A 15,956-nucleotide genomic window follows, 5' to 3' on the forward strand; every position below is an offset into this window, starting at 1 on the left:
CGATGAGGACCGAGAATGAACAGGTCGTTCTGACCGAGCGGCGCGGCCACATCCTGGTCGTGACCCTGAACCGTCCCGAGGCGCGCAACGCCTGCAACGCCGCGCTTGCGCGCGGTATCTCCGATGCGATGGATCTGCTCGACGCGGAGGACGCGCTGTTCGCAGGCGTCATCACCGGTGCGGGCGGCAATTTTTCGGCCGGTGCCGACCTCAAGGCGGTTGCGCGCGGCGAGCGCGGCGTGACCGAACGTGGCGGCTTCGGATTGTTTCGCCGGCCGCCGCGCAAGCCCCTGATCGCGGCCGTCGAGGGCTATGCCGTCGGCGGCGGGCTCGAGCTTTGCCTGTCCTGCGATCTGATCGTTGCGGCGCGCGACGCCAAGATGGGCCTGCCGGAAGTCCGGCACAATGTCGTTGCGATCGGCGGCGGCCTGTTCCGGTTGCCGAAGCGGATCCCCTATCACGTCGCGATGGAGCTGGCGCTGACCGGGCAGTTCAAGGGCGCGGAGTATTTCGAGCGCCTGGGCCTCGTGAACCGGCTCGTCGAACCCGGGCAAGCACTCGAAGCCGCGGTCGCCTTTGCCAATGAGCTCCTCGTCAACGGCCCGACGGCGCTCGCCGCCTCGAAGGAGATCATCTTCCAGGCCGCGAACTGGACCGACGAAGGGGGCTGGGCCGCACAGATGCCGATCGCGGAACGCGCGTTGAACTCCGAGGACCGCGCCGAAGGCCTGAAGGCGTTCGCCGAGAAGCGCAAGCCGGTCTGGAAAGGGCGCTGATCATGCAGGTCGCTGCCCGCCGGAGTGCGTTTCCCGCCGCGATCGCGCAGCGGCTTCGCCTGCCGCTGATCGCAGCGCCGATGCTGCGCGTGTCCGGCGTCGATCTCGTGACGGCGGTCTGCCGCTCCGGCGCGGTCGGCGCGTTTCCAACTGCGAATGCCCGCTCGGTCGAGGAACTCGACGCCTGGCTCACCCGGATCGCGCGCAACGTCGCCGAGCTTGGCCGCCCCGCGGCGCCGCATTGTCCGAACCTCATCATCCGCCAGCCGCGCTTCAAGGACGACCTCGCCTGCCTTGTGCGGCACAAGGTCGAGATGGTCATCACCAGCGTCGGTTCGCCGGCGGCAGCCGTTCAGCCATTGCATGATGTCGGCTGTCTCGTCTTCGCGGACATTGCCTCGCTACGTCATGCCGAGAAGGCGATCGAGGCGGGCGCCGATGGCTTGATCCTGCTGACCGCGGGGGCCGGCGGGCAGACCGGCTGGGCCAATCCATTCGCCTTCGTGCGCGCGGTGCGCGCCATGTTCGACGGTCCGGTCGTGCTCGCGGGCGGGGTGACCGACGGCACCGCGCTCGCCGCGGCGCGGCTGCTCGGCTGCGATCTCGCCTATATGGGAACGCGCTTCATTGCGGCGCGCGAGAGCATGGCGAGCGATGCCTATCGGAATATGCTGGTCGACAGCACGCTCGATGACGTCATGCTGACGAAAGCCTTCACCGGGCTCGATGCCAGCATGCTGCGGCCCTCGATCGTCGCCGCGGGTCTCGATCCCGCAAATCTCGACGAGTCGGTTTCGGAAGCGCGCGCGCGCGAAAAGTTCGGCGGCAAGAATGACGCGGACGGGCCGCGGCGCTGGATCGACGTCTGGAGCGCCGGTCATTCGGTCTCCGGCGTGCACGCGGTGACAGGCGCCGCCGACATCATCGACGAGATCGCCGCGCAATATCATGCGGCATTCGACAGAGGCGCTGCATAAGGCGCCCAGATCAAGCGGAGGAAACCATGGAGACGATCAGCCGTAGAACGCTGCTCGGGACGATGGCGGCTGGGCTCGCGGCGTCCCTTGGCGGCAGGGCCTTTGCCGGCGCCTCATACGATCCCGGCGCCAGCGATGCGGAAATCCGCATCGGGCAGTTCGGGCCGCTCAGCGGCCCGGTGTCGTCGTTCGGCGTGCTTGCCAATGCGATGGATGCCTATTTCCGGATGCTGAACGAGAGCGGCGGCATCAATGGCCGCAAGATCAGGTTCATCAATTATGACGACGCCTACAGCCCGCCGAAATCGGTCGAAGCGGCGCGGCGCCTAGTCGAGGGCGACGAGGTGCTGTTCATCGCGGGCGCGATGGGAACGCCGGGCAACATCGCGGTGCAGAAATACATGAATGCGCGCAAGGTGCCGCAGCTGTTCCTTGCGGCCGCCGCCAGCAAGCTGGCGGACCCGGTGGCCAATCCATGGACCATGGTCAGCGGATCGACCTACGAGATCGAAGGCGGGGTCGTCGGCCGCTACATTGCCGGTTCCACGCCCGATGCGAAGATCGGCCTGCTGTACCAGAACGACGACGCCGGCAAGGCGACGCTGGCAGGCCTGAAGTCCGGTCTCGGCGCCAAGACCGCGCAGATCGTGTCCGAGCTGAACTATGCGGTCGGCGATCCCACCATCGATTCTCAGATCGTCCAGATGAAGCTGTCCGGCGCCGACGTGGTGTTCCTCGTCACCATTCCCAAGATGGCGAGCCAGGCGCTGCGCAAGATGGCTGCGCTCGAGTGGCGGCCGCAGGTGTTCCTCGGCGCCGGCAACGGCTCGGTGCGGGCGACGCTCAAGCCTGCCGGCTTCGAGACTGCGCAGGGCGTTCTCGCCTTCGCGACGCGGATGGATCCCGGCAATCCACTCTGGGCCGACACGCCGGACATGAAGCAATACATGGCGTTCCTCGATGGCTACGCGCCGAACGCCGATCGCGCCGACGATCTCTACGCCATCGGCTACACCGCCGCGGCAACCGCTGCCCACGTCATCAGGCAATGCGGCGACCAGCTGACACGCGCCAATATCCTGCATCAGGCGACCAGCCTGAAGAACTACGCCGCGCCGCTTCTCATTCCCGGCATCACCCTCAACACCACGCCGAGCGACTATGTGCCGATCAAGCAGTTTCAGCTGATGCGGTTCAAGGGCGAGGCCTATGAGAAGGTCGGCGAGCTGTTCACTGCGGCGTGACCCATCACCTCGCCCGCACATCCTTGTGAAGGCCGTGGCCGCGTCCTGCGCGTAACACACGCGCGGCGCGCTGCGTAGTCCTGCCACGAACGCCGCAATAGCGGCCGATGATGGCAACCCAGGGAAGAAACATCCGGATGAATCTGTCGTTCAACATCGCCGAACGAGGCGAGGGGTCTTTTCGTCTGCTCGCGATCCTGCGCTGGGTCATGGTGGTGATCTTCGTGTCGTTCGGCATGCAGAAGTTCACGCTGCAATCGGCGCAAGGCATCGCGCAATTCATCAGCAACAGCCCGTTCGTCTCGTGGCTGTCGGTGTTCGGCCTCCGCGGCGAGGCCTATGTGCTCGGTGTCACCGAGTTCGGCATCGCCGTGCTGCTTGCCGCCGGCGCATTCAACCCGATGCTGTCCGCGATCGGCGCGCTGATGGGCGTGATCACCTTCGCGGTGACGTGGTCGTTCTTCTTCACCACGCCGGGCGTGGTCACATGGAGCCTGTCGACCGATCCGATGGCCTGGAACCTGGCCGGCGAGTTCCTGTTCAAGGACGTCGTGCTGCTCTGCGTCTGCTTCGTGCTGCTGCTGGCGTCGTTGCCGGGTCGGATCATCCGCTCGCGCGCGGCATAGTCGCGTCACTCGCGCGGTCGATGGTTAATCCATGCTTAATCGTGGCATCGCGCGCATCCGGCATCTGGAACAGGACAATTCGTCGCAGACCGCAATGTCTTGTCACTCGAATCCGATGCGGCTATGCAACCCTTGATTGACGAATTGTTGCTAGTAGGAAACGGTCCCCGGTTGGGAGCTGAATGTGACGAAGTCAGACACGTCGACGGTCGGCCCGGCAAGCGTTGGTCTTGGCCATCCGTCGAAGCTTACCCCCGGCATTTTCAAACGCCCCGCATTTTTTGATGTCATTGCAGTTCCCGCGCCGTGGCTGGAGTGGGAGGGCGGTCGCGATCGCGACGTCCGGCAGTGACCGCCGGAACCGCGATCGGGCCGCCCGTTCCCCGGCCGGGGCGGATCACGCTGGAATGCGCGCAATCGTGAATGCGGACCGACCGGTTCCGTCGCTAGGATCGCGATGTCGCCACCTCTTGATGGCTGAACAGGCCCGCCCGCGGGTCACATCGCAACATCGTCCCGATTTCAGTCTTTATGAGACAATGGCTTCTCGTCCGGATCGTCACCGTCCTGCTTGCCGCAGCTGTTAGCGCGCTTGCGACGGCGCGCGCGGATTCCGACATGGATGCGCAGATCAGGGATATCGTCACGACGGAACTCGCGCCGACCGCGACGCCCGCCGATCCCGGAGGCCTTGCCGCGGCGGTCTACGCCGGCGGCCAGGTGACCTTCTTCACCTACGGCCTTGCTGACGTTGCGCGGAAGCAGCCGGTCACCCCGGACACCCTGTTCAACCTCGCTTCGCTGCGCAAGCTGTTCGAGGCGACGCTGCTCGCGCTCGGCGCCGAGCGCGGCGAATTGCGGCTCGACGATCCCGTCGAAAAGTATCTGCCCGAGTTGCACGGCGACTATATCAGCCGCGTCACCCTCGGCGAGCTCGTCAATCATACGTCCGGGCTGCTGCTGCCGACCGATCATCCGCCATGGCCGAACGAGACCTTCGGCCGCGATCAGTTCATTGCGATGCTCAATGCCTGGACGCCGCCTGACGGAGTAGCGCCCGGCAAGCAGCGCATCTACAGCCATGCCGGCTATGTGCTGCTGCAATTGGTGCTGGAGCGGCGCTATGGCACACCGATCGCGACGTTGATCGAAAGCCGCATCCTCACGCCGCTCGGCATGACCTCGACCTTCGTTCCCGAGCGTGCCGAGGACAATCGCGCGGTGCTCGCGCCGGAGATCATGCAGCGCATGGTTCAGGGTTACTCCCACGACGGTACGCCGATCGGGCCGCCCGGCAATCAGCAGAGCTATTATGATTTTGCAGGTACCGGCCAGATGTTTTCGTCGGCGCGCGATCTCGGCATCCTGCTCGGCGCCTGCCTCGACGGCGCGGCAATCGATCCCGAATTGCGTGCGGCATTGCAGGCGACCATGCGCGAGAGTTTTCGTGTCGATGCGAAGTTCGGCCAGGCGATGGCGTGGGAGCATGTGCGGCTCGATGGCGTCACCGTCATCGACAAGCCCGGCGGTCTCAACAATGCCTCGGCCTATATCGGCCTGGTGCCGGCGCGCAGGTTCGGCATCGTGCTGCTCGCCAATCGTGGCGACTATCCGCACGAGATCGCGCGCTACAAGATCCTGCCGGCCCTCGCGCGGCTCTGATCAAACCCTGATTCCCTAGCAACGCCGCGTGCCAATCCGATGACATGGCACGCGCGGCAGCGTAGGGGGCTGCATGCAAAAATTGTCATGGCACGGAACCATGATCGGCTGTATAAGCCGGTAGCTTCTTCTCCATTCTGAAGAGGCTGCTATGACTGATCTGCAAAATTCCGATTTGCACACTCCTGATCTGCACACTCCTGATTTGCACAACACGGACCTTTACGGTTGGCTTTCGCAACAGCCGCACGGCTTGCGAACCTACCGAACCCTCCAGGACAAACTCGAGACCTTGAGCAGGCATCAGCCCGAGCAACGGGCGATGTGCCGGCTGCTGAGCGGCTTGGTCGGCAATTACATCGAGGCCTTCGATGAGGAGCCATTGCCTGTGGCGGTGGCCGACCGCGCCTATGGCCGGTTGCTCGATCTCGTCGCAAGCCTTGATTTCAAGGGAAATTCCGACCGCCGCCTCGCCGACATCAACCGCATTGCGTCCTGCGACCTGCTGAACTGATCGTGGCCTGAGTTACCTGCGCGCGGCGGCGAGCTCGCGATAGAGCGCGGCGTAGTGGCCGGCGCGATTGCGCCACGACACATCGGTGGCCATGCCGGCCTGTTGCAGCCGGCGCCAGGTCACCTTGTCGTTGAACAGCAGGTTCGCCGTGCGCAAGCCATGGGCGAGCGCTTCCGAGGTGACGGGTGCGAATTTGACGCCGGTTGCGGCACTGCCTGTGACAGCGGCTTCATCGAAGCCCAGCACGGTGTCGGCAAGGCCGCCGACATTGGCGACGACAGGGACGGCGCCGTAGCGCAGCGCGCAGAGCTGGGTGAGGCCGCACGGCTCGAACCGCGACGGCACCGCAAGCGCATCGGAGCCGGCTTGGATCAGATGCGCCAGCGCCTCGTCATAGCCGATCATGACGGCGATCCGGCCGGGATTGTCGTGCGCCAGCGCGGTGTAGCGGTCCTGCAGATCGCGATCGCCGCTGCCGAGCAGCGCGAGCTGAATGCCTTCGCCGAGCAAGGTCGGAATGTTCTCGAGCAGGAGGTCGAGGCCCTTCTGCCACGACAGCCGGCTGATGACGCCGAGCAGCATTGCCTCCGGCGCCGGATCGAGGCCGAAGCGCCGCTGCAGCGCCGTCTTGTTGGCGGCCCGCTCGGCGATCTGCCCGGCGCCGAAGCGTGCCGCGATGTCGGGATCGGTGGCCGGATTCCAGACGTCGATATCGATGCCGTTGAGGATGCCGCTCAGCACGTCGGCCCGTTCGCGGAGCAGGCCGCCGAGCCCCATGCCGCCTTCGTCGCTCTGGATCTCCTGCGCATAGGTCGGCGACACCGTGGTGATGCGATCGGCGAATTGCAGGCCGGCCTTCAGGAGACTGACGGTGCCGTAATATTCGACGCCGTGCAGCGAGTAGGCTTGGTCCGGCAGGCCGAAGGCGGCGAGCATGTCCGGCGAGAACTGTCCCTGATAGGCGAGGTTGTGCACGGTCATCACCGTGCCCGGCCGTTTGGGCCCGCCATAATGCAGATAGGCCGGCGCAAGCCCGGCCTGCCAGTCATGCGCGTGCACGATGTCGGGGACGAATGACGGGATCGCACCGCGGCCGATTTCGGCCGCCATCCGCGACAGCGCCGCAAAGCGGATGCCGTTGTCGAGCCAGTCGCGTCCGTCGGGGCCGACATAGGGATTGCCGGGGCGGGCATAGAGATGCGGCGCGTCGAGCGCGAACAGGTCGAGGCCGCCATGGCTGCCGCCGAGCACGCGGATCGGCCCGCCGTAGAATTCCGGCCAATGCAGCAGCGTCTGTGCGGAGGCCAGCGCGTCGAGCACGGCCGGATAGCCGGGCACCAGCGTCCGCGTCGCGACGTCATGCCCTTGCAGCGCCGCCGGCAGGGCGCCGACCACATCGGCGAGGCCGCCGGTCTTGACGATCGGATAGACTTCCGAGGCGACCGCGAGGACGCGCAGCTGCGTCATGTCCCGAGCCTGTCGATCATCGGCTGGGTGATCAGCGTGATGCCGTGCTCGGTGGTGCGGAAGCGCTTGCCGTCGAACTCGGGATCCTCGCCGACCACGAGTCCCTCCGGAATCCGCACGCCGCGATCGATCACGACGTTCCTCAGGCGGGCGCCGCGGCCGACATTGACATAGGGCATGATCACCGCATTCTCGACATTGGCGTAGGAGTTGACGTGGACGCCGGTGAACAGCAGCGAGCGGCGCAGCGCCGCGCCGGAGATGATGCAGCCGCCCGAGACCAGCGAGGTCACCGCCTGCCCGCGCCGGCCATCCTCGTCATGGACGAATTTGGCCGGCGGCGTGATCTCGGCATAGGTCCAGATCGGCCATGAGCGATCGTAGAGATCGAGCTCCGGCACCACGTCGGTGAGATCGATATTGGCGGCCCAATAGGCGTCGACGGTGCCGGCGTCGCGCCAATAGGCGCGCGGATCGTCGCCGGAGCGGACGCAGGAATCGTTGTACTGATGCGCGATCGCGCGGCCGTGCTTCACGATGTAGGGAATGATGTCCTTGCCGAAGTCGTGGGCCGAGTTCGGGTCGGCGGCATCGCGGCGCAGTTCGTCGAACAGGAATTCCGAATTGAAGACATAGATGCCCATGCTGGCGAGCGACTTGTCCGGCTTGCCCGGCATCGGCGGCGGGTCGGCCGGCTTCTCCAGGAAGGATTGGATCAGGCCGTTCTCGTCGATATGCATGATGCCGAAGCCGGAGGATTCCGCGCGCGGCATTTCCAGGCAGCCGACGGTGACGTCGGCGCCGCTCTCGACATGCTGCTTCAGCATGATCTCGTAATCCATCTTGTAGACGTGGTCGCCGGCGAGCACCAGGATGTACTTGGTGCCGTGCGCCTCGATGATGTCGATGTTCTGGTAGACCGCATCGGCCGTGCCGACATACCACATCGTTTCCGAGACGCGCTGGCTTGCGGGCAGGATGTCGAAGCTCTCGTTTCGTTCCGGGCGGAAGAAGTTCCAGCCGCCTTGCAGATGCCGGATCAGGCTGTGCGCCTTGTACTGGGTCGCCACCGCGATGCGGCGGATGCCTGAATTCACCGCATTGGAAAGCGCGAAATCGATGATGCGCGACTTGCCGCCGAAATACACCGCCGGCTTGGCGCGCCTGTCGGTGAGCTCCTGAAGTCTGCTGCCGCGTCCGCCGGCCAGCACGAAGGCGAGGGCGTGACGCGACAATGGTTCATTTACGACGGTTCTCATGGTCATCCTCCCAGAACTTCAGGCGTGGCCCCGCTGCCTCCTCTTGTCTGGAAGGCCTCATCGGGCGCCAACGGGGCCGATTGGGAACGTAGCAAGCGCGCCCCGGTTGAGCAAAGCGGATGATCAATTTTCGTTCCCCTGACCCCGGCTCGTGAAGATCGGGGTTGCAGGCGGGTTAAGCCTATTGACGAGGCGCGATTTCGGCCTAGAGCAGGTCTGCGCATAACCCGCCCAAGGTCCCGTCCAAGGCCAGCATCTCATGACAGTTTCTTCGGTGACGCCTCAGACCGTCCGTGCAATGCTTCTGCTGGGCAGGGAGATCGCGCTGCTCGACGTCAGGCATGAGGCGGAGTTCGCCACCGGCCATCCGCTGTTCGCCGCCAACATGGCCGCCGGCCGGATCGCGCTCGAAGCCGAGCTGCGCTTGCCGCGCAAGGACGTGCCGATCGTGCTCTATGACAATGGTGAGGGGCTGGTCGCAGCCGCGGCCGAGCAGCTGCAGGCACTGGGCTACGGCAATGTCGCCGCGCTCGAAGGCGGCTTGCAGGGCTGGAAGGCCGCCGGTTACGAGGTGTTCGAGGACGTCAATTCCTATGCCAAGGCGTTCGGCGAGCTGGTCGAGGCGCGCAGGCATACGCCATCGCTGAGCGCCGACGAGGTCGCCGCGCTGATCTTCGAGAAAGCCAACATCGCGATCCTCGATGTGCGCCGGTTCGACGAATACGCCACCATGAACATTCCGGGCTCGGTCAGCGTGCCCGGCGCGGAGCTGGTGCTGCGCGCAGGGCGCGCGGCACCCGATCCCGACACCACCATCATCGTCAACTGCGCCGGCCGCACCCGCTCGATCATCGGCACGCAGTCGCTGATCAATGCCGGGTTGCCCAACAAGGTGCGGGCGCTGCGCAACGGCACGATCGGCTGGACGCTCGCCAAGCACGATCTCGAGCACGGCGCCGGCAAGCGCGGCGCGGTCGGGCCGTTCGCCGGCGCCGCCGACAACGCGCGCGACGTCGCCTATCGCGCCGGCGTCCGCCATATCAGTCAGGCCGAACTCGCCGCGCTGGAAGGCGACGCGCAGCGCACGCTGTATCGCTTCGACGTGCGCGATGCGGAGGAATATGCCGCCGGTCACCTGGCCGGATTCCGGCATTATGCCGGTGGCCAGCTGGTGCAGGAGATCGATATGGCAGCTCCCGTGCGCGGCGCGCGCATCGTGCTGACCGACGACAAAAGCATCCGCGCCGACATGACGGCGTCCTGGCTCGCGCAGATGGCGTGGGAGGTCTACGTGCTCGAAGGCGGCTATGACGGCCGGCTCGAGGTCGGTGCACCTCACGTCGTGCCGCGGCCCGATCCCGCGCATCGCTATCGGCGCCCTTACGAGGGCACCGGCGTCGCCGAGCAGGCGATGCAGGCCTATCTCGATTGGGAGTACGGGCTGGTCGAGCAGCTCCGTCGCGACGGCACGCATGGGTTTTATGTGATCTGAGGAGCGGCGAGACGCGGTTCGAGCTATGACCGCACCGCCCCTGCGCTCCCTCTCCCCGTTCTTACGACGATCTTACGGGGAGAGGGTTGGGGTGAGGGGCGTCTCGCGAGTTCGGTGACAGGCTGAGTTCGCGGAGGCTCCCCGTCACCCGTAACGCATCTGACGATGCGTTACGGCCGCTCCCCGCACGCGGGGCGAGGTGAGCCAGCGGTCCGATCTCTACTTCGGCAGCGCCACCGGTGTCAGCGTGAACGGACCGGGGTCTTTTCCCTTGTTGTCGCCGATGATGTAGGACAGCTTGCCCTCGGCGATCCAGCCAGTGCCGCCGACCTCGGTCACCGAGACCGGCTCGGCGAGACCATCCTTGATGGTGTCGATGGCGGCCTCGCTGCCCGTCACGGTCACCTTGTCGAGCTTGCCGTTGCCCTCGATCAGCAGCAAGCCGCTGCCATGGGCACGCAGCGCGTCGGCATGATCGAGCGGCCGCGACGGCTTCAGCTCGGTCACCGTCCCCGCCTTGCCGTCCTTGACCTCGACCTTGAACAGCTTCGCGGGAATGAAGGTCGTGACGTAGATATTGCCGTCGGCGCCGATCGCGATGCCGTCGAGGCCGACGCCGTCCTTGGCCGGCGCGAGCTGCGGATCGGTGGCAAAGGTCGCAAGCGCCGTGGCGCCGGGCTTCAGGCTGTAGACGATCGGGGTGAAGGAGTCGCTGACATAGGCGGTGCCGTCGGCGCCGACCGCGATGTCGTTGCACAGCGATTTCGGATCGCTCAGCGCGAAGCTGCCTTTCGGCGCGCCGCTCTTGAGGTCGAAGGTCTTCAGCCAGGCGCCCTTGGTGTCGCTCGGTCCGGCAACGCCGAAGCCGGAGATGTCGTTGGAGCAGACATAGAGCGTGCCGCTCTTCTCGTCGGCCAGCACGCCGAGCGTCGAGCGGCTGTCGGCGGCACCCGGCTTGACCAGCTGCTCGGCCTTGCCGCCGGAAATCTTGGTCACGCCGCCATGGTTGAAGCTGCCGACGTAAAGCGTGCCGTCGGAAGTCGACGTCACGCTCTCCGGAAAGCTCTTGTCGGGCACGCCGACCGGCGCGGTTTCGGCGCGGGCTGCGCCGGCCGGATCGAGTGCAAGGATAAGGGCCGCAGCGCTCGCGAGCGATGCGCGGCGGATCTTGAGCAGGTCTCCCGTTGCGCGCGGATGTCCCGCGTCGCCATTCTTCTTTATCATGATCGCGTTTCCTCGATGATCCCAGTTGGACCAGGCAGGAAGTGTTGCGGCGATCGTCTCCGGTCTATGGTTGTTGTGCAGGGTTCCCGACCGGATTGTTCACCCGCCTGCCTTGTCACTATCGATGTATACGATAGTATATAGCGCGAGGAAAGCTCGACGGCGGGAAAGCGGGTCTACGGATGCGTGGGCGTTCGCCTGCAACGAATGCACCGCGAGCCTGATCGTGGATGCAGCACGGCGCAGGCAGGAGACGGTTCGGCGGAAGTCGTAAGGCGGGATGCTTCCAGTTCCGTCATTGCGAGGAGCGCGAGCGACGAAGCAATCCATCTATCCGTAAGCAACCGGATAGATGGATTGCTTCGTCGTTTCACTCCTCGCAATGACGAAAGTGCGACGGAACTCAATCCGGGCTGAACGCGTCGTACACCAGCTTGCGGAATGCCGGCGTGATGCGCTGGCGCTCGTTCTGGGTCTGCTCCAGCATGATGTAGATCATGTCGAGTTTCGGATCGACGCCGAAATAGGTGCCGCTGCCGCTGTCCCATTTCAGCTCGCCAATCGAGCCGGGCGGCGCCGGCTTGGCGATGCCGGGATCGGTGCGCACCGCGATTCCGTAGCCGTAGCCGAAGCCGTCGCCTGGAAAATACCAGTAGTCGCGGCCGACGCCCGAGCCCGGCCCGATATGATCCGTCGTCATGGTCTTGAAGGCGGCGGGGCTGAGGTAGCGCTTGCCGTCGAGCTCGCCGCCGTTGAGCAGCATCTGCGCGAAGCGCGCATAGTCGGTTATGGTCGACACCAGGCCGCCGCCGCCGGATTCCCATTCCGGATGCGCGCGCCGGTCGTTCTCGCCTTCGATCAGGATCGTGTCCGAAGGCAGCGGTTCGGCCAGCCGCGTCCGTTCGGTCTCCGCATCGAGCACGTATCGGGTGTCGGCCATCCCAAGGGGATCGAATATGCGCTCCTTCTCGAACTGATAGAGCGTCTTGCCCGAGACGATCTCGATCACTCGGCCGAGCACGTCGGTGGAATGGCCGTAGCGCCACAGCGTGCCGGGCTGCCGCGACAGCGGCAGCTTGGCCAGCCTTGCTGTGAATTCCTTGTTGTCGAACTTGCCGTCGAACAGATGTCCCGCGCGGTAGATCTTCTGGATCCAGTCGGCGCCGATATATTCGTAGGTGATGCCCGAGGTGTGCCGCATGATGTCTTCGATGGTCACCGGGCGGATCGGCGGCACCAGCTCCACCTTGTCCGGATCGTTGCCGCCGTCGGGTTCGATCGCGACCTTCACGTCGGCGAACGCCGGAATGTATTTCGACAGCGGATCCTGCGGCGACAGTCTGCCTTCGTCGACCAGCATCATCGCGGCGGTGTTGGTGATCGGCTTGGTCATCGAATGCAGCGCGAACATCGTGTCCGCCCGCATCGGCGATTTGGTCGTGACGTCGCGATAGCCAAAGGCTTTCAGATAGACCGGCTTGCCGTGCTGCTGGATCAGGATGACTGCGCCGGGCAGCTTGCCGCTGTTGACTTCATTGTTGAAGAATTCGGTGATGCGGTCGAGCTTCTCCGGCGACGGGGCAGGGGCGTCGGTGGCGCGTGCGTCGCCCGATGTGACAAGTGCAAGACACGCGATCGCGGTCGTTACCCCACGAAGTATCCGCACGGCAAGGTGGATCGCCCGATCATATCCACATGACATTGAGAAGCCCGCCCCTGCCTGATGTTCTGAACGCCGCATGTCTAGCGCAGGCGCCCGCGCAGCATAATCATTTTCGAGCGAGTTTATTCCCGAACGATGGTCGAATTTTAGACAATCTGCGTGGCGCCGGCCGGCGTGCGCACGGCACTCGACAGCACCTGCAGCGCCTGGCTCAGCTCGGCGCGGTTGCGTGCGGCACCGAGCGAGACGCGCAAGCCGCGCGGCGCGGCATCGCCCGCTGCAAAGGCGTCTTCGCCGACGACGGCAAGGCCATTGCGCATCAGATGCGACAGCAAATCGGTGCCGTCGAAATGCTTCGGCAGCGGCATCCACAGATGATGGCTCGCCGGCCGCGCCGCATAGCTGACGCCCTTGAGGAAGCGGGCGGCGAGCTGCTGGCGCGCGGCGGCCTCGTTGCGGATGGCGCGGATGATGTCGGCGGCGACGCCGGAGCGCAGCCATTGCGTCACCAGCGCCACCATCAGCGATGGCGGCATTTGCATGGTGGCCTGCATGCTGGCGCGCATGCGCTGCTCGGCGCTCGCATCGGGCGCCAGCAGATAGGCGACGCGCAAGGCCGGCGCGATGCATTTGGCGATGCTCGCGGCGTAGTAGGTGTGCTCCGGAATCAGGGTCGCGATCGGCGCCATCTGCGGTTCGAGCGGGCCGTAGACGTCGTCCTCGATCAGGACAGAGCCGCGCTTCCGGATGATGTCGGCGATCGCCTTGCGCCGCGCAGTGCCCATGGTCGCGGTGGTCGGGTTCTGCTGCGTCGGCACCAGATAGACCGCCTTCGGCCTGTGCTTGCGGCAGGCCTCGTCCAGCGCGTCGGGCCGCGCGCCCTCCGCGTCCATCGCCACGCCGACCAGGCGGACATCGAGCCGCGCCGCCGCGGCCTTGATGCCGGGAAACGTCAATGCTTCCGTCAGCACCACATCGCCGGGCGAGGTCAGCGCCAGCAGCGCGTTGAAGATGATCGCCTGCGAGCCCGGATAGATCACGATGCGGTCGGCGGAAGCGTTCGGCACGCGCGGCTGTAGCCATGCGGCGCCGACCTCGCGCTCGTCCGCGGTGCCGCCGGGCCGCGTGTAGCCGAGATAGGCGGAGAACCCGGCGTCTGAGCGGATGGTCGCGAGGCCCTGCGCGATGCGCAGGTCGAGATTGGCCTCGACCGGCTGCGGCGGCAGGTTCATCGACAGGTCGATGTTGACGGGCGCCGATAGTTCGGGGGCTGCGCGCGCGGTGGTCTCGGAGACGAAGGTGCCCTGGCCGACTCGGGCATCCAGCAGTCCGCGCCGCCGCGCCTCGCCATAGGCGCGTGTCACCGTCGTGAGGTCGATGCCGAGCGCGGTCGCCAGCGCGCGATGGGTCGGCAGCCGCTGGCCGCGGACCAGCCGGCCGCTGGCGATATCGGCGGCCAGCGCATCGACGATGCGCAGGAACATCGGGCCGTGCCATTCCGAAACTGTAGGGATCCAATCCATGCAATCCAGCACATTGTCTTTGATTGTAGGCTCTTATGGGCATATTGTATGGATCATCAGATCAGGTCAAGGACAACGACCAAGGACGACGACGATGACCGAGACGGTTTCCCTGCCAAAGGCGATGTTGCGCGGATTTTCGATGAAGTGCCCGAACTGCGGGCGCGGCCATCTGTTCGGCCGCTTCCTTAAAGTGGCTGATCATTGCGAGGTGTGCGGCGAGGACTTCACCCCGCAGCGTGCGGACGATTTCCCGGCCTATCTCGTCATCGTCGTGGTCGGCCACGTCGTGGTGCCGGCGCTGCTCTGGATGGAGATGACCTACGCGCCGCCGGCCTGGCTGCAACTGGCGATCTGGCTGCCGGTCACCTTGTTCAGCGCGCTGGCGCTGTTGCAGCCGACCAAGGGCGCGATCGTCGGCTTGCAATGGCAGCTCGGGATGGAAGGATTTGCGGCGACGCGGCGCGCGGTGTCGCCGGCTCGTGCCAACGTGGGCTCTGTGGGGCGGATTAGCGACTTGGCCGCCGTAGCTCGAAGAGCGAAGGCGGAAGCGTAGTCCGCCGCGCTGCTCGATAGAAATGCGATGGATTACGCCTTCGACTAGTCGAATGGAGATGGGTACGACATCTGGCGCCGCCGGTTGAATGTGTTTGGTTGTCGGCAGTCCTACGGCGCGCTGACAAATACCTGTGCTTTGCTTCGAAATGTCCGTGGTTAAACGAAACGGGCCACTTGTATCCAGACACCCGTCCCCCCAGATTCCGGCCAAGCTGCCGAGGAGGGCGGGGAATGATTGCTGAGGAGGACTTTGCAGCCGTGGCGGATTGCCCGCCCGATTTGGCGTTTGCGAGGCTGGAGAAGAAATTTCGTGATCGGCTCGAAATGAACCTTGAGCATACCCAGAACAACAATTCCTGGGCTCACTATATTATCGAGTACATGAACCATACCTCCGCCGCCGCCGAAGTGCTCGGATTGGACTTCCTCGACTTTTTCGTGATCCCCGATAACAACAACACCTCGGGTCTCGACGATGTGTACAATGCGTTCGTCAGAGCAGTAGACAACTACACCGTGCGTGCGCACATCCGAAATGTTCGCGTCGGTCCATCAACCTCACTCCCCCTCGATGAGAACGATAAGAAGCACATCCGGGCCTATGTCACGAAAATCAAGGAGATCGTGGAGGCATCTGCCCTAGAGATTGGGAAGAAGGAGACGTTGATGAATCGACTCAACGCATTCCTGGCTGAGGTCGACCGCGACCGGACTTCAATGCAGCGGTTCAGCGACTTCATCATGTCGTTGGCCAAGACCACGGCGGATGCGACCGAAGAGTTAGAGCCTACGTGGAAATGGGCGCGGCTCATCGCCGCGATATTTGGCGTTCGCTATGATGCCGAGAACGCCAAGTTGCCGCCGCCGAAGAAAAACATCGAGCCGCCGAAGCCGAAGCTCCCTCCGCCCAGAAGAGCAAACGGTGCTAGTCGAGACATGGACGACGACATTCCCTTTTAGGATTTATCCCG

15 protein-coding genes are annotated in these 15,956 nt (G+C 64.9%); 10 read left to right on the forward strand and 5 right to left on the reverse strand.

Annotated features, from left to right (window positions below; all coding sequences use genetic code 11):
• The first annotated feature begins 2 nt into the window (after window positions 1–2).
• The 7 genes from ACVMB0_RS18255 (at window position 3) to ACVMB0_RS18285 (ending at window position 5,799) form a co-directional block, all read left to right on the forward strand.
• Window positions 3–776: a crotonase/enoyl-CoA hydratase family protein gene (locus tag ACVMB0_RS18255; protein WP_461347180.1), complete on the forward strand. Its 774-nt coding sequence runs from the start codon at window positions 3–5 to the stop codon at window positions 774–776.
• A gap of 2 nt (window positions 777–778) precedes the next feature.
• Window positions 779–1,753, forward strand: a complete 975-nt coding sequence (locus ACVMB0_RS18260) for an NAD(P)H-dependent flavin oxidoreductase (RefSeq protein ID WP_461347181.1) — start codon at window positions 779–781, stop codon at window positions 1,751–1,753.
• 26 nt (window positions 1,754–1,779) lie between these two features.
• Entirely contained in the window at window positions 1,780–2,997 is a 1,218-nt protein-coding gene (locus ACVMB0_RS18265; RefSeq protein WP_461347182.1) for an ABC transporter substrate-binding protein, read from the forward strand.
• A 137-nt stretch (window positions 2,998–3,134) separates the two neighbouring features.
• On the forward strand, window positions 3,135–3,623 hold the full coding sequence (locus ACVMB0_RS18270; RefSeq protein WP_456749439.1) for a DUF417 family protein: 489 nt from the start codon (window positions 3,135–3,137) through the stop codon (window positions 3,621–3,623).
• Window positions 3,624–3,807: 184 nt separating this feature from the next.
• Window positions 3,808–3,975 (forward strand): hypothetical protein, encoded by a 168-nt coding sequence (locus ACVMB0_RS18275; protein ID WP_461347183.1) that lies wholly within the window; start codon window positions 3,808–3,810, stop codon window positions 3,973–3,975.
• 179 nt (window positions 3,976–4,154) lie between these two features.
• The gene (locus ACVMB0_RS18280) at window positions 4,155–5,285 is read left to right on the forward strand and encodes a serine hydrolase (RefSeq protein ID WP_456749437.1); all 1,131 of its coding nucleotides are present in this window, start codon (window positions 4,155–4,157) and stop codon (window positions 5,283–5,285) included.
• A 151-nt stretch (window positions 5,286–5,436) separates the two neighbouring features.
• Entirely contained in the window at window positions 5,437–5,799 is a 363-nt protein-coding gene (locus tag ACVMB0_RS18285) for a hypothetical protein (RefSeq protein ID WP_461347184.1), read from the forward strand.
• Window positions 5,800–5,811: 12 nt separating this feature from the next.
• Here ACVMB0_RS18285 and glgA read toward each other — a convergent pair whose 3' ends face one another.
• A complete protein-coding gene (glgA, locus tag ACVMB0_RS18290; RefSeq protein ID WP_461347185.1) occupies window positions 5,812–7,266 on the reverse strand; it encodes a glycogen synthase GlgA in 1,455 nt (484 codons plus the stop codon).
• On the reverse strand, window positions 7,263–8,525 hold the full coding sequence (glgC, locus tag ACVMB0_RS18295; RefSeq protein ID WP_456749434.1) for a glucose-1-phosphate adenylyltransferase: 1,263 nt from the start codon (window positions 8,523–8,525) through the stop codon (window positions 7,263–7,265). Before glgC ends, glgA begins: the two co-directional genes overlap by 4 nt.
• Before the next feature lie 259 nt (window positions 8,526–8,784).
• On the opposite strand from glgC, the gene ACVMB0_RS18300 reads away from it, so the two are divergent.
• On the forward strand, window positions 8,785–10,017 hold the full coding sequence (locus tag ACVMB0_RS18300) for a rhodanese-like domain-containing protein (protein WP_461347186.1): 1,233 nt from the start codon (window positions 8,785–8,787) through the stop codon (window positions 10,015–10,017).
• Between the two features lie 219 nt (window positions 10,018–10,236).
• Here the strand turns inward: ACVMB0_RS18300 and ACVMB0_RS18305 are convergent, their stop codons facing one another.
• The 3 genes from ACVMB0_RS18305 to ACVMB0_RS18315 form a co-directional block, all read right to left on the reverse strand.
• Entirely contained in the window at window positions 10,237–11,241 is a 1,005-nt protein-coding gene (locus ACVMB0_RS18305) for an NHL repeat-containing protein (RefSeq protein ID WP_461347187.1), read from the reverse strand.
• 403 nt (window positions 11,242–11,644) lie between these two features.
• Window positions 11,645–12,943, reverse strand: a complete 1,299-nt coding sequence (locus tag ACVMB0_RS18310; RefSeq protein WP_461347188.1) for a serine hydrolase domain-containing protein — start codon at window positions 12,941–12,943, stop codon at window positions 11,645–11,647.
• Between the two features lie 107 nt (window positions 12,944–13,050).
• A complete protein-coding gene (locus tag ACVMB0_RS18315) occupies window positions 13,051–14,427 on the reverse strand; it encodes an aminotransferase-like domain-containing protein (RefSeq protein WP_461347189.1) in 1,377 nt (458 codons plus the stop codon).
• Between the two features lie 94 nt (window positions 14,428–14,521).
• On the opposite strand from ACVMB0_RS18315, the gene ACVMB0_RS18320 reads away from it, so the two are divergent.
• On the forward strand, window positions 14,522–14,983 hold the full coding sequence (locus tag ACVMB0_RS18320; RefSeq protein WP_461347190.1) for a DUF983 domain-containing protein: 462 nt from the start codon (window positions 14,522–14,524) through the stop codon (window positions 14,981–14,983).
• Between the two features lie 233 nt (window positions 14,984–15,216).
• Complete coding sequence (locus tag ACVMB0_RS18325) at window positions 15,217–15,945, forward strand: hypothetical protein (RefSeq protein WP_461347191.1); 729 nt, start codon at window positions 15,217–15,219, stop codon at window positions 15,943–15,945.
• Window positions 15,946–15,956: the final 11 nt, after the last annotated feature.

The organism is Bradyrhizobium sp. USDA 4451, from assembly GCF_054822585.1.

What these genes read in the sequence shown, in the direction of transcription:
- ACVMB0_RS18255 (WP_461347180.1), top strand. Translation starts at nt 3, where the DNA reads ATGAGGACCGAGAATGAACAGGTCGTTCTGACCGAGCGGCGCGGCCAC.
- ACVMB0_RS18260 (WP_461347181.1), top strand. Translation starts at nt 779, where the DNA reads ATGCAGGTCGCTGCCCGCCGGAGTGCGTTTCCCGCCGCGATCGCGCAG.
- ACVMB0_RS18265 (WP_461347182.1), top strand. Translation starts at nt 1,780, where the DNA reads ATGGAGACGATCAGCCGTAGAACGCTGCTCGGGACGATGGCGGCTGGG.
- ACVMB0_RS18270 (WP_456749439.1), top strand. Translation starts at nt 3,135, where the DNA reads ATGAATCTGTCGTTCAACATCGCCGAACGAGGCGAGGGGTCTTTTCGT.
- ACVMB0_RS18280 (WP_456749437.1), top strand. Translation starts at nt 4,155, where the DNA reads ATGAGACAATGGCTTCTCGTCCGGATCGTCACCGTCCTGCTTGCCGCA.
- ACVMB0_RS18285 (WP_461347184.1), top strand. Translation starts at nt 5,437, where the DNA reads ATGACTGATCTGCAAAATTCCGATTTGCACACTCCTGATCTGCACACT.
- glgA (WP_461347185.1), bottom strand. Translation starts at nt 7,266, where the DNA reads ATGACGCAGCTGCGCGTCCTCGCGGTCGCCTCGGAAGTCTATCCGATC.
- glgC (WP_456749434.1), bottom strand. Translation starts at nt 8,525, where the DNA reads ATGAGAACCGTCGTAAATGAACCATTGTCGCGTCACGCCCTCGCCTTC.
- ACVMB0_RS18300 (WP_461347186.1), top strand. Translation starts at nt 8,785, where the DNA reads ATGACAGTTTCTTCGGTGACGCCTCAGACCGTCCGTGCAATGCTTCTG.
- ACVMB0_RS18305 (WP_461347187.1), bottom strand. Translation starts at nt 11,241, where the DNA reads ATGATAAAGAAGAATGGCGACGCGGGACATCCGCGCGCAACGGGAGAC.
- ACVMB0_RS18310 (WP_461347188.1), bottom strand. Translation starts at nt 12,943, where the DNA reads ATGTCATGTGGATATGATCGGGCGATCCACCTTGCCGTGCGGATACTT.
- ACVMB0_RS18315 (WP_461347189.1), bottom strand. Translation starts at nt 14,427, where the DNA reads ATGGATTGGATCCCTACAGTTTCGGAATGGCACGGCCCGATGTTCCTG.
- ACVMB0_RS18320 (WP_461347190.1), top strand. Translation starts at nt 14,522, where the DNA reads ATGACCGAGACGGTTTCCCTGCCAAAGGCGATGTTGCGCGGATTTTCG.
- ACVMB0_RS18325 (WP_461347191.1), top strand. Translation starts at nt 15,217, where the DNA reads ATGATTGCTGAGGAGGACTTTGCAGCCGTGGCGGATTGCCCGCCCGAT.